The organism is Propioniciclava sp., from assembly GCF_047602245.1.
Classification (GTDB): domain Bacteria; phylum Actinomycetota; class Actinomycetes; order Propionibacteriales; family Propionibacteriaceae; genus Propioniciclava.
The window spans coordinates 168,333-185,712 of sequence record NZ_JASGHT010000001.1 but is presented as its reverse complement, the minus strand read 5'-3'; the positions used below and the strand labels follow the sequence as shown (position 1 = coordinate 185,712).

At 69.6% G+C, this 17,380-nt stretch carries 17 protein-coding genes and 4 tRNA genes; 10 read left to right on the top strand and 11 right to left on the bottom strand.

Going from position 1 to position 17,380, the window contains the following annotated elements:
- Position 1: 1 nt before the first annotated feature.
- The 3 genes from QM708_RS00915 to QM708_RS00905 are packed head-to-tail and all read right to left on the bottom strand — an operon-like array spanning position 2 to position 1,640.
- Positions 2 to 685, bottom strand: coding sequence for a DUF3710 domain-containing protein (locus QM708_RS00915; protein ID WP_415103483.1), 684 nt, complete (start codon positions 683 to 685; stop codon positions 2 to 4).
- Positions 682 to 1,185, bottom strand: a complete 504-nt coding sequence (dut, locus tag QM708_RS00910) for a dUTP diphosphatase (RefSeq protein ID WP_415103481.1) — start codon at positions 1,183 to 1,185, stop codon at positions 682 to 684. Before dut ends, QM708_RS00915 begins: the two co-directional genes overlap by 4 nt.
- Complete coding sequence (locus QM708_RS00905) at positions 1,185 to 1,640, bottom strand: DUF3093 domain-containing protein (RefSeq protein ID WP_415103479.1); 456 nt, start codon at positions 1,638 to 1,640, stop codon at positions 1,185 to 1,187. The genes dut and QM708_RS00905 overlap by 1 nt, the downstream gene beginning before the upstream one ends.
- A gap of 101 nt (positions 1,641 to 1,741) precedes the next feature.
- On the opposite strand from QM708_RS00905, the gene QM708_RS00900 reads away from it, so the two are divergent.
- Entirely contained in the window at positions 1,742 to 2,032 is a 291-nt protein-coding gene (locus tag QM708_RS00900) for a DUF4235 domain-containing protein (RefSeq protein WP_415103477.1), read from the top strand.
- 39 nt (positions 2,033 to 2,071) lie between these two features.
- On the opposite strand, the gene QM708_RS00895 is transcribed toward QM708_RS00900, so the two are convergent.
- Positions 2,072 to 2,365 (bottom strand): DUF4193 domain-containing protein, encoded by a 294-nt coding sequence (locus tag QM708_RS00895; RefSeq protein ID WP_415103475.1) that lies wholly within the window; start codon positions 2,363 to 2,365, stop codon positions 2,072 to 2,074.
- Between the two features lie 148 nt (positions 2,366 to 2,513).
- On the opposite strand from QM708_RS00895, the gene sepH reads away from it, so the two are divergent.
- Complete coding sequence (gene sepH / locus QM708_RS00890) at positions 2,514 to 3,470, top strand: septation protein SepH (RefSeq protein ID WP_415103473.1); 957 nt, start codon at positions 2,514 to 2,516, stop codon at positions 3,468 to 3,470.
- A 105-nt stretch (positions 3,471 to 3,575) separates the two neighbouring features.
- Here the strand turns inward: sepH and QM708_RS00885 are convergent, their stop codons facing one another.
- A complete protein-coding gene (locus QM708_RS00885) occupies positions 3,576 to 4,277 on the bottom strand; it encodes a potassium channel family protein (RefSeq protein WP_415103471.1) in 702 nt (233 codons plus the stop codon).
- Positions 4,278 to 4,288: 11 nt separating this feature from the next.
- Positions 4,289 to 4,936, bottom strand: a complete 648-nt coding sequence (locus tag QM708_RS00880) for a potassium channel family protein (RefSeq protein WP_415111196.1) — start codon at positions 4,934 to 4,936, stop codon at positions 4,289 to 4,291.
- Positions 4,937 to 4,970: 34 nt separating this feature from the next.
- Between QM708_RS00880 and QM708_RS00875 the strand changes: the two genes are divergently transcribed.
- The 5 genes from QM708_RS00875 (at position 4,971) to dxs (ending at position 13,432) form a co-directional block, all read left to right on the top strand.
- Complete coding sequence (locus tag QM708_RS00875; protein WP_415103469.1) at positions 4,971 to 7,004, top strand: APC family permease; 2,034 nt, start codon at positions 4,971 to 4,973, stop codon at positions 7,002 to 7,004.
- Positions 7,005 to 7,047: 43 nt separating this feature from the next.
- A complete protein-coding gene (locus tag QM708_RS00870; RefSeq protein WP_415111193.1) occupies positions 7,048 to 8,157 on the top strand; it encodes a class I SAM-dependent RNA methyltransferase in 1,110 nt (369 codons plus the stop codon).
- Between the two features lie 166 nt (positions 8,158 to 8,323).
- Positions 8,324 to 10,999 carry an aconitate hydratase AcnA gene (gene acnA, locus QM708_RS00865; RefSeq protein WP_415103467.1) on the top strand — a complete coding sequence of 892 codons (2,676 nt, stop codon included), beginning with the start codon at positions 8,324 to 8,326 and terminating at the stop codon, positions 10,997 to 10,999.
- A 32-nt stretch (positions 11,000 to 11,031) separates the two neighbouring features.
- Positions 11,032 to 11,451 (top strand): hypothetical protein, encoded by a 420-nt coding sequence (locus QM708_RS00860; RefSeq protein WP_415103465.1) that lies wholly within the window; start codon positions 11,032 to 11,034, stop codon positions 11,449 to 11,451.
- A gap of 70 nt (positions 11,452 to 11,521) precedes the next feature.
- Positions 11,522 to 13,432: a 1-deoxy-D-xylulose-5-phosphate synthase gene (gene dxs, locus QM708_RS00855; protein ID WP_415103463.1), complete on the top strand. Its 1,911-nt coding sequence runs from the start codon at positions 11,522 to 11,524 to the stop codon at positions 13,430 to 13,432.
- Here dxs and QM708_RS00850 read toward each other — a convergent pair.
- From QM708_RS00850 to QM708_RS00830, 5 genes are all read right to left on the bottom strand, one after another.
- On the bottom strand, positions 13,416 to 14,675 hold the full coding sequence (locus QM708_RS00850) for an HRDC domain-containing protein (RefSeq protein ID WP_415103461.1): 1,260 nt from the start codon (positions 14,673 to 14,675) through the stop codon (positions 13,416 to 13,418). The two genes, dxs and QM708_RS00850, sit on opposite strands and share 17 nt — an antisense overlap.
- Entirely contained in the window at positions 14,672 to 15,262 is a 591-nt protein-coding gene (locus QM708_RS00845) for a DUF3000 domain-containing protein (RefSeq protein WP_415103459.1), read from the bottom strand. The genes QM708_RS00850 and QM708_RS00845 overlap by 4 nt, the downstream gene beginning before the upstream one ends.
- Before the next feature lie 9 nt (positions 15,263 to 15,271).
- A complete protein-coding gene (gene msrB / locus QM708_RS00840; protein ID WP_415103457.1) occupies positions 15,272 to 15,748 on the bottom strand; it encodes a peptide-methionine (R)-S-oxide reductase MsrB in 477 nt (158 codons plus the stop codon).
- A gap of 50 nt (positions 15,749 to 15,798) precedes the next feature.
- A complete protein-coding gene (locus QM708_RS00835) occupies positions 15,799 to 16,620 on the bottom strand; it encodes a sirohydrochlorin chelatase (protein ID WP_415103454.1) in 822 nt (273 codons plus the stop codon).
- A gap of 232 nt (positions 16,621 to 16,852) precedes the next feature.
- Positions 16,853 to 16,925: transfer RNA gene (locus QM708_RS00830), tRNA-Val, on the bottom strand.
- Between the two features lie 133 nt (positions 16,926 to 17,058).
- On the opposite strand from QM708_RS00830, the gene QM708_RS00825 reads away from it, so the two are divergent.
- The 3 genes from QM708_RS00825 to QM708_RS00815 all read left to right on the top strand — a co-directional run bounded on the left by QM708_RS00825 (position 17,059) and on the right by QM708_RS00815 (position 17,319).
- A tRNA-Gly gene (locus QM708_RS00825) sits at positions 17,059 to 17,131 on the top strand.
- Positions 17,132 to 17,171: 40 nt separating this feature from the next.
- Positions 17,172 to 17,242, top strand: a tRNA-Cys gene (locus QM708_RS00820).
- A 1-nt stretch (position 17,243) separates the two neighbouring features.
- Positions 17,244 to 17,319: transfer RNA gene (locus tag QM708_RS00815), tRNA-Val, on the top strand.
- The last annotated feature ends 61 nt before the right edge of the window (positions 17,320 to 17,380 follow it).

Here is a 17,380-nt window from a genome sequence, read left to right as displayed (position 1 = left end):
GCTACCCCTGCGGCGCGCCGGCCGGGACGGACAGGTGGATCAGCTCGCCGGGAACCCGGGGCTGCTCGTCGCGGTCCACGACCACGTTGCGGAAGAACTCGACGAACACGTCGGCCGGCTCGTTCTCGCCCTCGACCATGCCCGCGCGGCCCATCAGGGTGCCGCGCAGCAGCCAGCGAGGGCCCTCGACCAGCCAGATGCGCGACACGTGGAACAGCTGCTCGCCTTCGGGGCCCTCCAGGGGCAGCACACGACGGATCTCGGGGCCGAAGGGGCCGTCGGCCTCCTCGGCGTGCCCGCCGGCCTGGCCGGTCTCCTCGATCGTCTCCTCGCGCAGTTCGGCGGCCAGGCCACCGGTGCGCGGGGCGGCGAACAGGGCCAACTCCAGGCCCGAGTCGCCGTAGGCGGCGAGCAGAGCCTGGATCGTGTTGGTCTCAGGGTCGCCGTGCAACTGCAGGTTGAGCCCCTCGAACGGGGTGATGATCAGCGGCCCGAAGGTGAGGCGCTCGACCTTGTCGGCGTCGAGATCGACCTCCTCGGCGTCGAAGGGGCCGTCGGCGCGGGGATCGTCCGTGGACGCCTCGCCGGCGTCGTCCGCAGGCGCGGCCTCGTCGTCGAGCAACTCCTGCTCGACCGCAACGCCGTCGTCCGTGCCGCCGTTGCGCGCCTTACGCCCAAAGATCACTGTTTCGTCCCTCCGCTCGACCCCGTGGGGTTCGCCTGATCCACCCAGCCTGCCACGCCCCCGGTGGAGCCATGGCCGCCCGTTCCCCGGGCGCTGGGCGGCAGTTCGCCGGTTTCGGCGAACTCGGCCCAGCCGACGCGTTGGAAGACTAGCTGTGCGATCAGGTCGCCCCGGTGCAGTATCACGTCTCGGGTGGTGTCGGTGTTGAGCAGGCACACCATGATCTCGCCGCGGTAGCCCGCATCGACGGTTCCCGGCGCGTTGACGATGGTCAGCCCTGCGCGCGCGGCCAGGCCCGAGCGGGGGTGCACGAACGCCGCCCAACCGTCCGGGACGGCCAGCGCGATGCCGGTGCGCACCAGCCGGCGTTCGCCGGGCGGAATGGTGACGTCTTCACAGGTGGCGAGGTCAGCGCCCGCGTCACCGGGGTGGGCGTAGCGGGGCAGCGGGACGCCGGGATCCAGCCGCCGGACGAGAATGCGAAGATCGTCGGTGCTCATCAAGAGTCCTCCTTGGTGCGTGCGCGTTCGATGGCGGCGGCCAGCTGGGCCGGGCGCCGGGTGGAGACGAACCAGTACGGGTGCGGGTCGGCGGCGTCCGCGACCTCGATCCGGACGGCCTCGCCCAGCCAGGGCCGCTGCACCTCGAAGGCCGCGGCGTTGGCCTCCACGCCGAGCAGCGCGCGGGCGCGTGCGGTGTCCAGCGCCTCGACCTCGCCGGCCCACGGCCACTCGAGGAGGTTCACCCCGACCCGCAGGCCGTCGCCGTCGACGACGATCTCGGTGCGGCCCATCCAGGCGATGGCGATGGTGATCAGCGCGGTCAGGCCGAGGCCGCCGGCGATCGCGGCCTCGATCCCGAACCACAAACCCATGGCCAGCGCGGAGGTGGAGCCGAAGGCGACCCCCACCAGCCAGTACCAGGCGGGGGCGCTCAGACGTTCCCGATATTCCACGCGCCCCAACCTAGCCGCCCGCGCGGAGGTGGGAGCGCCGGTGTCGGCATTAGGATGGCGGCGAGGCGGCCACCGGGGCTGCTCGGCAGGACGGCGGCGTCATGGACTTTTCCCACAAGATCGTCTGGCAGCTCTACTCGGCGGGGGTTGCCGCCGCGGCCGCGCTGGTGACCACCAAGGCGGTCAGCGCAGGCTGGTCGTTCGTGACCGGCGAAGAACCGCCGGAGCCGAACGATCCGCATGTGCCCACCGGCAAAGCGGCGGCGTGGGTGATGGCGCTGGCGGTGGGTGTGGGGCTGTCCCAGGTGCTCGCCAACCGGATGGTGGCGAACCGCTGGGAGTCGTTCACGGGCGCCCCGAGCCCGTTGCGCAGCGTGAACCTGCGCCTGTGACGGCGCAGGTCCACGCGGGCCTTGGTCGCGCGCCTGGAATCAGGCGCAGTCGACGCAGTAGATGAGGCCGTTGACTTCGCGGGCCACCTGGGTGCGGTGCTTCACCAGGAAGCAACTCGCGCAGGTGAACTCGTCGGCCTGGCGCGGCAGCACCCGGACGGTGAGTTCCTCGTGCGACAGGTCGGCGCCGGGAAGCTCGAACGTTTCGGCGGCCTCGACCTCGTCCTCATCGACCTTGCCGGAGTTCTTGTCGTTCCGGCGGCTCTTGAGTTCCTCGATGCTGTCTTCGCTCTCCTCATCGGTCTTGCGAGGAGCGTCGTAGTCAGTCGCCATGGGTTCCTTTCACATACGGTTGGGTGGACGCCGATGGACGACGCAGAACGCTTATATCACATGCGTCAAGCCACCCTTCGAACGGCCGACGCCGGAGTTCACGGCGCGGTGGGCACCGACGTCACCGAAGGAAGGATAGGTTACTCGCATGGAGAGTGCGTTGAGACCCCGTGATATTCAGGCGCGTATTCGCGCGGGGGCCTCGATCGAAGAGGTCGCCGAGGCGGCGGGCATGCCGCTGGCACGCGTCGAGGTGTTCGCCGCGCCGGTCATCGCCGAACGCGACTACCTCAGCGGGCTGGCGCGCACGAACCCGGTGCGCCGTCGCGGAGAGACGGCCTCGCACCGGTCCTTGCGCAACGCGATCGCCGATGCGCTGGCCGCGCGCGGCATCGATGACGAGTCGGTCTCCTGGGATGCCTGGAAGATCGGTGATCGCCGCTGGCAGGTGCAGGTGTCCTTCGATGAGGGCGGGACGCCGCGACGTGCGCTGTTCGCCTTCGACACCACCGGGCGCTTCAGCGTCGCCACCGATGACGAGGCGGCCCGGCTGATCGGCGAGCACGTCCGCGACGAGTTGGCCTTGGTTCACGCCGTGCAGGACGCCGACCCCGAGACGGTGGCCGAGCCGGTCTCGGAAGCACCCGCCGAGGACGACGCCGATGCCGAGGACGCCTTCCAGGAGAGCGATCTGGAGGAGGTCGACGGCATCTACGACATCGTCCCCTCGCGTGAGGGCGAGTTGGACGTGCTCTTCGACATGCTGTCGAGCTTCGACGAGGATTCGGTGAAGATCTACGCGGGGCTGGTCCACCCGAAGGAGGCCCCGGCCGGCGTCGCAGGCCCGGTGGTGGCCGGCCCCGAGGCCGAGGGCGCCGACGACGATACGGACGAGGAGCCGCGCGGCGACGAGCCCGACACTCCGTTGGTGTTCACCTCGCCGTCGGACGCCGTGGCCGACGAGCCGCTACCCGAACCTGAACAGCTGGCGTTGATCGAGGACGACTCGCCCACCCCCACAGCTAAGCCGCGCACCCGCCGCAAGCGCGCGTCGGTGCCCAGTTGGGACGAGATCATGTTCGGTGCGCCTCGCACCGACGCCTGAGGGACTGGCCGGTGTGCTCCGCACCGACGCTTGACGAAGCAGCCGGTGCGCCTCGCGCCGACGGCTGACGCAACAGCCGGGGCGCCCCGTACCGACGGCTGACGGCTACTCGTCGTCCTCGTCTTCGGATGCGATGCGTCCGCGCTGGACTCCGGGGGCGAGGTAGCCGGCCAGATCGAACTCGAACTCGGGGTTGACCAGGAACATCAGTTCGTCGCCGCCTTCGAGGGCGCCGTTCGGCTGAGGTGCGGACGCCGTGCCGTCGCGGATGACCGCCACCAGTACCGCGTCCCCGGGAAGGGCGAGGTTGGCGACGCGCTGGCCCACCCGCGGGCTCTCGAAGGGCAGCGTCATCTCGACGAGGTTGGCCTTGCCGCCGCGGAACGAGAACAGCCGGACCAGGTCGCCGACCGTGACGGCCTCCTCGACCAGGGCGCACATCAGGCGGGGCGTGGAGACGGCCACGTCGACCCCCCAGATGTCGTTGAACATCCACTCGTTGCTGGGGTGGTTCACCCGGGCGACGGTGCGGGGCACCGCGAACTCGGTCTTGGCGAGCAGGCTGTGCACCAGGTTGGCTTTGTCGTCGCCGGTGGCGGCGATGGCGACGTCGCAGCGGTCGATGCGGGCCTCCTCGAGCGAGTCGACCTCGCAGGCGTCCGCGAGCAGCCATTCGGCGCCGGGGACGTTGTCGGGGCGGATCGCGTTCGGGTCCCGGTCGATGAGCAGGACGCGGTGGTCGTTGGCGAGCAGTTCGCGGGCGATGGAGCGGCCGACGTTCCCGGCTCCGGCGATAGCGACGCGCATGGGTCAACCTCTCACTGGGGGAGCGGCGGCTCGGCGAGCAGCCCCTCGATGCGGGGGACGTCCTCGTTGGAGACGGCGACGTAGAGGATGTCGCCGTCCTGCAGCATGGTCGCCTCGGCGGGCACCATGCCTTGACCGAAGCGGGTGAGGAACGGGATGCGGGCGCGGATGGACGCCTCGATGGCGGTGATCCGCCGGCCCACCCAGCCTTCGTGGGCGCTCAGCTGGATCAGCCGCACCATGCCGGAGGGGTCACGCCATTGCGGCTCGGAGCCTTCGGGCAGCAGGCGGCGTAGCACCTGGTCGGACGCCCAGCGCACCGTGGCGACCGCGGGGATGCCGAGCCGTTCGTAGACCTCGGCGCGGCCCTGGTCGTAGATGCGGGTCACGACATTGCTGATGCCATAGGTTTCGCGGACGACGCGCGCGGCGAGGATGTTGGAGTTGTCTCCGGAGGAGACGGCAGCGAAGCCGTCGGCGTGTTTGATGCCGGCCGCCACCAGGACGCGGCGGTCGAAGCCGACGCCCTTGACGGTCTTGCCGTGGAACTCGGGCCCGAGGCGGCGGAAGGCGTCGGCGTCCTGGTCGATCACGGATACGGTGTGCCCGCGGCGCTCCAATCCGCGAGCCAGGGTGGCGCCGACACGGCCGCACCCCATGATGACGATGTGCACGGGTCTAGAGTGTAGACCTGTGAGTCTTGTGGAGGCCGCCAAACGGCTCCTGGTCGGGCGCAAGCTGGCCAGCACACAGTTGGGAGAGACGCTTCTCCCCAAGCGCATCGCGCTTCCCGTGTTCGCCTCGGACGCCTTGTCGTCGGTCGCCTACGCCCCTGATGAGATCCTGCTTACCCTCAGCCTGGCGGGGGTGGCGGGGTTCGCGTTCTCCTGGCCGATCGCGGCGGCCGTCGCTTTGGTGATGCTGGTGGTGGTGCTGTCCTATCGCCAGACGGTGCACGCCTACCCGTCCGGCGGTGGCGACTACGAGGTGGCGACGGTCAACCTGGGCCGTAACGCGGGGCTGACGGTGGCGTCCGCACTGCTGGTCGACTATGTGCTCACGGTGGCGGTCTCGGTGAGTTCGGGTGTCCAGAACGCGCGCGCCTTGTTCCCGGCGATCGTGGGGCACGAGGGGTGGGTGGCGGCCGGGCTGATCCTGGTGCTGATGGCGATCAACCTGCGAGGCGTGCGGGAGTCGGGCCGGTTCTTCGCGATCCCGACCTACGGCTTCATGATCGCCGTGCTCGCGATGATCGCGACCGGCCTGGTCCGGGTGCTGGTCCTCGGTGAGCCGCTGACGGCCCCCACCGCGGGGTACGAGGTGATCGGGGATCCGTTCTACGAGCAACTCGGCGGCTTCGCGCTGGTGGCCTTGCTGGCCCGTTCGTTCTCGTCCGGTTCGGCCGCCCTGACCGGTGTGGAGGCGATCAGCAACGGCGTGCCGGCGTTCCGCGAGCCGAAGAGCCGCAATGCCGCGACGACGCTGGCGCTGCTGGGCACGGTGGCGATCACGATGCTGGCCGGCATCATCGCGCTGGCCAACCTGACCGGGGCCCGGATGGTCGACGAGCACGCCGGCGTGCACTTCGCCCAGGGCGGCGTCCCGGTGGAGGGTCACCAGGAGACGGTGATCGCCCAGCTGGCGATGACCGTGTTCGACCATTTCCAGGCCGGCTTCGTCCTGGTGATCGTGATGACGATGATCATCTTGTTCCTGGCGGCCAACACGGCCTTCAACGGGTTCCCGGTGCTAGCCTCGATCCTGGCTCGGGACGGCTACCTGCCGCGGGCTCTCTACACCCGCGGCGACCGGCTGGCCTACAGCAACGGCATCATCGTGCTCGCCCTGGCGGCGGCCGGTCTGGTGCTGGCGTTCAACGCCAGCGTGACCGCGCTCATCCAGCTGTACGTGGTCGGGGTGTTCGTGTCGTTCACGGTCAGCCAGATCGGCATGGTGCGGCACTGGACCCGGCTGCTCGCCGACGAGTCCGATGCCGGGGAGCGCCGCCGGATGCTGCGCTCGCGCGCCACCAATGTCGTCGGGCTGACGTTCACCGCCACCGTGCTGGTGATCGTGCTGGCCAGCAAGTTCATCTACGGCGCCTACCTGGCGGTGATCGCGATGGCCGGCGTGTTCGTGCTGATGCGTTCGATCGCCGGTCACTACGACAAGGTTGCGCGCGAGACGGCCATCGTGCCGGAGGAGACCGACACGCTGCCGAGCCGGGTACGCGCCGTCATCTTGATCCTGGAGTTGAACAAGCCGGTGATGCGCGCGGTCGATTTCGCCCGGGCGAGCCGGGCGACCTCGATCGAGGCGGTCACCGTCAGCGTGGATGAGGCGGCGACGGCGGCGATCGTCCGCGAGTGGGCCGCATTGCAGCCCACGGTGCCGTTGAAGGTGATCGCGTCGCCGTTCCGCGAGCTGACCGGGCCGTTCGTGACGTATGTGAAGGGCTTGGTGTCGGGCAATCCGCGTGACGTGGTGATGGTCTATGTTCCCGAGCTTGTCGTGGGCCACTGGTGGGAGCGTCTGCTGCACAACCAGACGGCGTTGTTCATCCGGACCAGGCTCTCGTTCCTGCCCGGCGTGATCACCACCGTGGTGCCGTACCAGCTGAAGTCCTCCGAAGCGGCGCTGGAGCGCGCCGTCCGCAACGACGCGGCCGCGTGGCGGCGTCCGGGCACCGGCACCGTCCATTCCGGCCAGCACCTCGACGATGACTGATCCAGACGCTGACCGCGCGCCCGGTGTGTGGGCGCCCGGCGAGATGCTGAGCGGGGTGCGGATCGGTCCGGTGGCCGCGGGCGGCCATTGGGTGGCCCGCCATGAGGGCCGGGTGGTCTTCGTGCGGCACGGCCTGGAGGGCGAACTCGCCGAGGTGCGGGTCACGGCGGTGGCCGCGCGGCATGCCTTCGCCGACGCCGTCGCGATCACCGAGCCCGCCGAGCACCGGGTGGTGCCGCCGTGCCCGGTCGCGGCCGCGTGTGGCGGCTGCGACTTCCAGCATGTCGAAGCCGGGCATCAGCGCGAACTGAAGCGCCAGGTCGTCGCCGAGCAGTTGCGCCGGTTCGCCGGTCTGGACTGGGACGGTTCCGTCGAGGAGGTGCTGCCCGCACCCTTGGGCTGGCGGCGCCGGATGCGCTACCAACGCGCCGACGGCGGCTGGGGGCTGCGCGCCAAGGCCTCCCACGCGGTGGTGCCGCTTCCGGACGGCGGCTGCCGGATCGCCACCCCCGGCCTGGCCGCACCGGACTCGGTGCTGCCCGGGGACACCCTGATCGGTGCCGACGCCGCCGACGGTCCGGTCTGGGTCGAACCGGGCTCGGACGCCGTGGTGGCCGAGCGCGCGCTCGGCCGGGCGTGGCAGGTGCGTGCCGATGGTTTCTGGCAGGTGCACCCGCGGGCTCCGGAGGTGCTCGCGGACGCCGTGCTGGCCGGCCTGTCCCCGCGCGCGGGCGAGCGTGCGCTCGACCTGTACTGCGGCGTGGGGCTGTTCGCGGGCGCGCTGACCGGTGCTGGCGCCCAGGTCACCGGGATCGAGGGCGGGCGGACGGCGGTCGACCTGGCGCGCCGGAATGTTCCGCAGGCGCGCTTCCACGCCGGATCGGTCGACCGGGTGCTGCGCCGGGTCCGCGGCCGGGTCGATCTCGTGGTCCTCGATCCGCCGCGCGCCGGGGCAGGGCGAGCGGTGATCGCCGAGGTGCTCCGGCGGCGGCCGCGGGCGGTCGCCTACGTGTCCTGCGACCCGGCAACGCTGGCCCGCGACCTCGCCACGGCGTCCGCCTTGGGCTACCGGACCGACTCGGTGCGCGCCTTCGATCTGTTCCCGATGACGGCTCATCTGGAGTGCGTGGCCATCCTTCGCCCGGATGCGTGATGGCTAGGAATAACGCAAGGAACACGCGCTTAAATTAATCCGCCTGCGCACGTGCTGGACCCCCGTAGGATTCGAGGAAGGACGGCGCGCAAACCAGCCATCATCGGGTAGTATCTCGATGTCGAGATAAGACGTGCTGGACATTGTCGAAGAGGAGAAGCAGCGCATGAGCGTGAACAGTTTCGGAGCCAAGGCCACCCTGGAATCCAGCGGGACAGCGTACGAGATCTTCCGGGTCGACGCGGTCGAAGGGTCGGACACTCTGCCCTACAGCCTGAAGGTGCTGCTGGAGAACCTGCTGCGCACCGAGGACGGCGCCAACATCACCGCCGACCACATCCGCAAGCTCGGCGCCTGGGTCGCCGACTCCGAGCCGGTCGACGAGATCCAGTTCACCCCCGCCCGCGTCATCATGCAGGACTTCACCGGCGTGCCCTGCGTGGTCGACCTCGCCACTATGCGTGAGGCCGTCGCGGAGCTGGGCGGTGACGCCAGCAAGGTCAACCCGCTGTCCCCGGCCGAGATGGTCATCGACCACTCGGTGATCGCCGACTTCTTCGGCAGCTCGGACGCGATGAGCCTCAACATGGACGTCGAGTACGAGCGCAACCGCGAGCGCTACCAGTTCCTGCGCTGGGGCCAGGGCGCCTTCGACGACTTCAAGGTCGTGCCGCCGGGCACCGGCATCGTCCACCAGGTCAACATCGAGAACCTCGCCCGCGTCGTATTCCCGCGCGTCGTCGGCGGCGTCCTGCAGGCCTACCCGGACACCTGCGTGGGCACCGACTCGCACACCACCATGGTCAACGGCCTCGGCGTCGTCGGCTGGGGCGTGGGCGGTATCGAGGCCGAGGCCGCCATGCTCGGCCAGCCGGTCAGCATGCTGATCCCGCGCGTGGTCGGCTTCAAGCTGTCGGGCAAGCTCAACGACGGCGTCACCGCCACCGACCTGGTGCTGACCATCACCGAGATGCTGCGCCGGCACAAGGTGGTCGGCAAGTTCGTCGAGTTCTACGGCCCGTCGGTCTCGGAGGTGCCGCTGGCCAACCGCGCCACCATCGGCAATATGAGCCCCGAGTACGGCTCGACCATCGCCGTCTTCCCGGTCGACGACAAGACCACCGATTACCTGCGCCTCACCGGCCGCACCGAGGAGCAGATCGCGCTCGTCGAGGCCTACTGCAAGACCCAGGGCCTGTGGCACGACCCGTCGGCCGAGCCGCGCTACTCGGAGTACATCGAGCTCGACCTGTCCACGGTCGTGCCGAGCATTGCCGGCCCCAAGCGCCCCCAAGACCGGGTGGTGCTGTCGGAATCCAAGCAGGCCTTCAACGCCGCGCTGCCCGGCTACACCGGTGACGTCACCAAGTCCGTCCCGGTCACGCTGTCGGACGGCCGCAGCTTCGAGTTGAAGCATGGCGCGGTCACGGTGGCGTCCATTACCTCGTGCACCAACACCTCCAACCCGTCGGTGATGCTGGGTGCCGCGCTGGTCGCCAAGAAGGCCGTCGAGGCGGGCCTGAAGCCGAAGCCGTGGGTCAAGACCACGGTCGCGCCCGGTTCGAAGGTGGTCACCGACTACTACGAGAAGTCCGGTCTGCAGCAGTACCTCAACGAGCTCGGCTTCAACACCGTCGGCTACGGCTGTGTCACCTGCATCGGTAACACCGGTCCGCTGATCCCGGAGGTGTCGAAGGCGATCAACGACAACGACCTCGCCGTCACCGCCGTGCTCTCGGGCAACCGCAACTTCGAGGGCCGGATCAGCCCCGACGTGAAGATGAACTACCTGGCGTCCCCGCCGCTGGTCATCGTCTACGCCCTGGCCGGCACCCTCGACATCGACCTGGCCAACGAGCCGCTCGGCCAGGCCGCCGACGGAACCGACGTCTACATGCGCGACATCTGGCCGACCACCGAAGAGATCGAACAGGTCGTCGGTAGCTCGATCTCGGCGGAGATGTTCGCCACCCGCTACGCCGACGTGTTCGCCGGCGACGAGAAGTGGCGGACGCTGCCCACCCCGAGCGGCAACATCTTCGAGTGGGATCCGGACTCGACCTACGTCCGCAAGGCCCCGTACTTCGACGGCATGCCCGAGAACCCGGAGCCGGTCACTGACATCGAGGGCGCGCGAGTGCTGCTCAAGCTGGGCGATTCGGTCACCACCGACCACATCAGCCCCGCCGGCAACATCAAGGCCGACACCCCGGCCGGGCAGTACCTGATCGAGCACGGCGTCGAGCGCAAGGACTTCAACAGCTACGGCTCGCGCCGTGGCAATCACGAAGTGATGATCCGCGGCACCTTCGCCAACATCCGCTTGCGCAACCAGATCGCGCCGGGCACCGAGGGCGGCTACACCCGCGACTTCACCCAGGAAGGCGGCCCGGTGTCGTTCGTCTACGACGCCTCGCAGAACTACCAGGCGGCCGGCATCCCGCTGGTCGTGCTGTCGGGCAAGGAGTACGGCTCGGGCAGCTCGCGCGACTGGGCGGCCAAGGGCACCTCGCTGCTGGGCGTGAAGGTCGTCATCGCCGAGAGCTACGAGCGCATCCACCGCTCGAACCTGATCGGCATGGGCGTCCTGCCGCTGCAGTTCCCCGAGGGCGAGACCGCCGACTCGCTGGGCCTGGACGGCACCGAGACCTTCTCGGTCACCGGCGTCACCGCCCTCAACAAGGGGGTCACCCCCAAGACGGTGACCGTCACCGCGGTGAAGCCGGACGGCACGCAGACCGTGTTCGAGGGCGTCGTCCGCATCGACACCCCCGGTGAGGCCGACTACTACCGCAACGGCGGCATCATGCAGTACGTGCTGCGGAGCCTGCTGAAGGGATGAGGCCCAGTGAGGCACCCCTGGGTGGGACCCGCGTGGCGTGGTCCTACCTGGGGGTGCTCCTCTCAGTGGTGATCGCCGGCCTGCTGGCGATCATGCTCTTTCCCCTGCTCAACGGCGCCTTGTGCGACGACAACGTGGCCGATCAATGCGAGCTCGGCACCATCGTCCTGCTCATCATCCTGTTGCCGCCGGTGGGCATGATTCTCCCGGCCATCTGGTTCCGGCTCGGCTGGGAGTGGGTGGCCGTCCTCAGCAGCCTGCTGTTCACGCTGCTGTGGCTCTCGGGTCTGTTCGGCGAAGTCGGCTCGATCGTCCTCCTCCTGCTCGCCGGTCCTGTGATCGCCGCGCTGGCCACCCATCCCGGCCGCCGCCGCCCCGCTTGGGTACCGTGGGTGATCGGCCTCGTGACCGTGCTCACGGTCGGCGCCGTGATCGCGGCCGTCTTCGTCTGACGAAAAATATGCCTCCGCCACCCACCCCCCTGCAGTGCCTGAAGGAGACGCAATGCCTAGACTCGTTCGTATGCCATTTCTGGATTCGGTGCACAGTCCCAGCGATCTGCGGGCGCTGAGCGCTGTCCAGCTGAGTGAACTGGCCGACGAGATCCGCTCCTTCCTGATCCGGCACGTCAGCCGCACCGGCGGGCATCTGGGCCCGAACCTGGGCGTGGTCGAGCTGACCCTCGCGCTGCACCGGGTGTTCGATTCGCCGCACGACCCGATCGTGTTCGACACCGGGCACCAGAGCTATGTGCACAAGATCCTGACCGGGCGCCAGGACGACTTCCCGACCCTGCGGCAGAAGGGCGGCCTGTCCGGCTACCCTGCGCGCGCGGAGAGCCCGCACGACTGGGTGGAGAACTCCCACGCCACCACCTCGCTGTCCTGGGCCGAGGGGATGGCCAAGGCGTTCCGGCTGCGCGGTGAGGACCGGACGGTCGTCGCCGTGATCGGCGACGGGGCGCTGACCGGCGGCATGGCCTGGGAGGCGCTCAACAACATCGCCGTGGGCGAGGACCTCAAACTCGTCATCGTCGTCAACGACAACGGACGCTCCTACACGCCGACGGTGGGCGGCCTCGCGACGCACCTGTCCGCGCTGCGCACCGACCGCCGCTACGAGCGGACGCTGGCGACCATCAAGCAGCGCGTGCGCTCGGCCCCCCTCATCGGCGGGCCGATGTACGACGTCCTGCACGGCTTCAAGACCGGCGTGAAGGACATCCTTGCCCCCCAAGGCATGTTCTCCGACCTGGGCATCAAGTACGTCGGGCCGATCGACGGTCATGACCTCGGCATGCTGGAACGCGCCCTGGAATCGGCCAAGAACTTCTCCGGTCCGGTCATCGTGCACGCGATGACGGTGAAGGGGAAGGGTTTCCGTGCCGCCGAAGAGGACGAGGCGGATCGCTTCCATGCGGTCGGGCTGATCGACGAGGAGACGGGGGAGCCGCTGACGGCCAACCCGAAGCGCACCTGGACCGACGCCGTCCGCGAGCGGGTGCTCGCTCTGGCCGGCGAGCACGACGACATCGTCGGCATCACCGCCGCGATGCTTCACCCGACCGGCCTGGACGCCTTCGCCGCCGCTTACCCCGACCGTGTCTTCGATGTCGGTATCGCCGAGCAGCATGCCGTCACGTCGGCGGCCGGGCTGGCCGCCGGCGGCTTGCACCCGGTGGTCGCCTTGTATGCGACCTTCCTCAATCGCGCCTTCGACCAGGTGCTGATGGATGTCGCGATGCATGGCCAAGGCGTCACCTTCCTGCTCGATCGTGCCGGTATCACCGGTCCCGATGGGGCCAGCCATCACGGCATGTGGGACACCTCGCTCTTGGGGCTCGTGCCGGGCGTCCATCTGGCCGCACCGCGCGACGAACGCCGGCTCGGCGAGGCGCTCGGCGTCGCGGCGTCCATCGCCGATGCGCCCAGCGTCATTCGCTACTCGAAGGATCCGCTGCCCGCCGAGCTCCCTGCGGTGCGCTCGGTGGGAGGCGTCGACGTGCTCGCCGAGCATCCCGGAGCGCGTGTGCTGATCGTCGCGCACGGGCCGCTCGCGCACACCGCGGTCGAGGCCGCCGGGCGGATCGCCGCCCAGGGGATCGGATGCACGGTGGTCGACCCGGTGTGGGCGCTTCCGGTGAACCCGGAGCTGGTTGCCCTGTGCCGCGACGCGGACCTCGTGGTGACGGTCGAGGACGCCGGCATCAGCGGCGGTCTGGGTTCCAAGCTGGCGCTGTGCTGCGCTCAGGCTGGGGTGTGGACGCCGATGCGTCACCTGGGCATCCCGCAGGAGTTCCACCCGCAGGCATCCCGTGCCGAGATCCTCGACGAACTCGGGCTCACCGGTGCGGGCATCGCCCGCACCGTGGTGGGCCTGGCGCTGGAGCGGGGCGCGATCGCACCGCCGCCGCGCCTCACAGCAACGGTGTGACGACCGGGACGACGAGTTCGCGCTGCCAAGGGCGAACCCCTTCGGCGGCCCAGAAGGCGTCCACCCGGGCGGATGAGCCGCCTGCGGGGGGATCCCAGGCGAGCCTGCGCACGGCGTCCGGGGCGATCAGGTTCTCCACCGGCAGCTTGAGCTCCTCGGCCAGCTCGACCGTCGCAGGCCGGATGCGCGCCCAGCGCTCGGCGGCGTCGGGGAACCGGGTGGGCCAACTTTTCGGGTGCGGGATGCCCTCGGCGGGCGGACGCTTGGGTGGCAGCGCGCGCGAGGGCAGCGCGAGCGCCCGGTCGAGCGCAGCGAGCCAATTGGACTCATAGCGCGCCGCGATCCGCCATTTGAAGCCCTCGACCAAGCGCAAGGCGTCGCGGCCCGAGACGAAGTCGGACGCCTCCGCGCGCACCGCGATTCCGCTGATCGCGCGATCGGCGAGAATGCGGCCCGGAGACTTGTCCAGTTCGCGGGCGAGCCGGTCCCGTTCGCCCCACAACTCGCGCACGATGGCGAGGCCGCGCGCGGTCCGCACGTCGTGGGTGCCGGAGGTGCGCCGCCAGGGATCGGTCCTGGTGGCGGGCGGATCGGCGGCATGAGCGGCCAGGTGTGCGAACTCCTGCTCGGCCCAGATGTCCTTCCCGGCCTCGCGCAGCTGTTCGGCGGTCCAGTCGCGCAGCGGGATCAGCAGTTCGACGTCCAGCGCGGCATAGTTCAGCCATTCGGGCGGCAGGGGACGCCGTGACCAGTCGGACGCCGAATGCTCCTTGGCGAGGCTCTTGTTCAGCGCCACCTCGATGAGCGACCCGAGCGCGACCCGTGGCAGACCGAGCAGGCGTCCGGCCAGTTCGGTGTCGAACAGCCGCCGGGGCAACATGCCGACCTCGGCCAGGCAGGGAAGGTCTTGGGTGGCGGCGTGCACGATCCACTCGGCGTCGCCGATCGCCTCGGCGAGCACCGACAGGTCGGCGCGGGGCGCATCGCCGGCGAAGGCGATCGGATCGACCAGATGAGTACCTGATCCCTCGCGGCGCAACTGGATCAGGTAGGCGCGCCCGGTGTAACGGAAGCCGTGCGCGCGTTCGGTGTCGATCGCGACCGGTCCGGTGCCGGCACGCAGCGCCTCGACGGTGGCGGCCAGCTCGTCGTCGGTGCGGACGACGGGCGGCACGCCCTCGGCGGGCGCGCGGACGAGTTCGGGTGCGGGCTGCTCGATGCCCACGTCGAGGGTGGAGGTCATCGGCGGCGTCTCGGCGTACGGTGCAGCGGGATCGGGACGACGCCCTCGGGCAGGACGGGCAGCCCGGCGACCATGCAGAGCAGGTCCTGCCAGGCCTCGACATGCGGCACGATCGCCGTGCCGGAGTCGATCAGCGGCGTCCACGAGGCACGGATCTCCACCTCGGCACGATCGGGGTCGCCCTCCATCGAGCCGAACGCCTTCGATGAGACAGCCGTCACCGTGCCGCTCGGCGCCACGTAGCGGGCGCCGCGCCCCTGGAGCGCATCCTCCAGCCACGACCAGCCGACATCGGCCAGCAGCGGGTCAACGACCATGGCGTGATCGACGTTGGCGCGGGCGAAGGTGACGCAGCGGAACGTGCCGTCCCAGGCGGGATTGCCCGCCGGGTCGTGCAGCAGGATCAGGCGGCCCTGGCCGACGTCGACGCCATCGGACTCCACGTCGGCGGAGATGGCCACCGAGAACGGGGCGATCCGCTGCGGTGCGGGGATCTCTTCGACCGCCAGTTCGGCGCGCCAGAGCATGCCGGTGAGCGAGGCCGCAGCCTCCTCGAACAGCCCAGACTCCGCTTTGCTCAACGCCACGACCTCAGGCTAGGCGCCGGACGCCGCCATGGCCGCGTGGCACGCCGAGTAAATGTCCAATGCGTACCTCAGGAGCGCCGGCCGGTGCACCAGGCAGATCGAGTTGATGCAATAGCGAAGGTCGGTGGGCGTGGGGTATCCCTCGCCCTCGAACACGTGACCTAGATGGCTGTCGCAGGCCGCACAGCGCACCTCGATGCGCACACGCCCGGGCAGCGACTCGTCGCGTAGGTAGCGCACCCGGTCCTCAGCCGCCGGCGCGAAGAAGCTCGGCCACCCGCAGTGCGAGGCGAACTTGGTCTCGCTGGTGAACAGTTCCGCCCCGCACGCCTTGCACGCATACGTGCCCGGCTCGCGGTAGTGCTCGTACTCGCCCGTGCCAGGGCGCTCGGTGGCGCCTTCGCGCAGCACCGCGAACTCGAACGGGGTCAGCACCTCACGCCACTGCTGTGGCGTCCGTACCACCGACGGAGTGGGTTCGCTCATCGGGACCTCCTGGCGACGACGGGGTCGCCCAGACTACCCGGGCGGACGCCTCAGGCGGTGTGCGCGGCGAAGACGGGAGCCTCGTCGAAGGGGTGCTCCTCTTCGGTCGCGCAGAAGTTGCCCTCGGCGTCGAACGGCAGCAGGTCCATCGCCGCGAAGGCGTAGCGGGCCAGCACCAACTCGGCGACCTCGGGTGCTGCGCCGAGCGGATCGGACACCGCGACCGCGCCGACCCGGCGGGCCTGATCGGCCTGGACCGCCCAGCGCTCGTCGGCCGCCATGAAGAACGAGCCGACCGCGATGTGCCGGCGTCCCTGCGAGCGCAGCCCCTGCATCGCGAGCGACACCGACGGGCCGGAGCCGTCCGCCACCGCGGTCAGGCACGGCAGCCGGTGATGGGTCGACCACTGCCGGGCGCGGCGGGCGAGCAGGCTCGCCCCGCGGACGTCGCCGCTGGTGGGAGAGGACAGGATGAGGCCGTCGAGCTCGAGGACGCGCGCCGACGCCAGCGCGGCGCGCAGCCGCAGGTCGAGCAGGGTCAGCAGCGGTGCCTCCGGGCCGAGCGGACGCGACACCGTGACGCGCACACCGGGCAGGTCACGCCCCATCTGGGCGATCGCGCCGTCGAAGCGAGGATCGACTTCGGTCGCACGGGTGAGATCGAGCGGCACGAGCACCACTTCGGACGCGCCGGCCTCCGCCGCCTGAGCCACCGACTGGTGCAGGTTGGGCAGGCAGGAGTCGAGGAAGGCGATGGACGCCGGCACCTCGGGGCGCAGGCGGACGAGCTCGTCGCGCAGCGCCCGGGCAACGCGAGCGACACGTAGGTCGCGGCTGCCTCGGGCAACCATGACGAGGGTCGGGGCGGTCATAGCCGTTTCCTCCCTAGATCGATATCCGGTGGTCCGGCTCCTTTGCCGCTTCGTCTATGAGTCAGTGTGACTCAAAATCCGCCGTCGTGCAAAGCGCATCTGTCCGCGTGTCGCCGCACGCGTTCACTATGTGAGATCGAGGTGGGTGGTGGCGGGTGCGCGGTGGTGCCGGGGCTGCGTGGAGGTGCAAAAAAGCCTTCCGCACCAGGATGTGCGGAAGGCTTGATTGCGGTGGGCGATACCAGACTCGAACTGATGACCTCTTCGGTGTGAACGAAGCGCGCTACCAACTGCGCCAATCGCCCGCGGTGGTCAATGGTAGCCACTGTGCGGCGAGGAGTCCAAACGAACCGTCGGAAGACGCCGTTTTGCATCCTCGTCTCAGATGCGTATATGGTGTTCCACGCCCCGAACGGGTCAAACCGGTCGGAAAAGCATGCGGACGTGGCTCAGTTGGTAGAGCATCACCTTGCCAAGGTGAGGGTCGCGGGTTCGAGTCCCGTCGTCCGCTCGGAGAGTGTCTCGTACCTCTAACGAGGTCAGTCTTCACCGGTGGAGTGGCCGAGAGGCGAGGCAACGGCCTGCAAAGCCGTGTACACGGGTTCGAATCCCGTCTCCACCTCGGGCGGTTGGCGCAGTTGGTAGCGCGCTTCCCTGACACGGAAGAGGTCATCAGTTCAAGTCTGGTACCGCCCACCACGCAAGCGAGCAGGGTCCGCCTCACGGCGGGCCCTCTTGTTGTTTGCCCGAAAGTGAGATG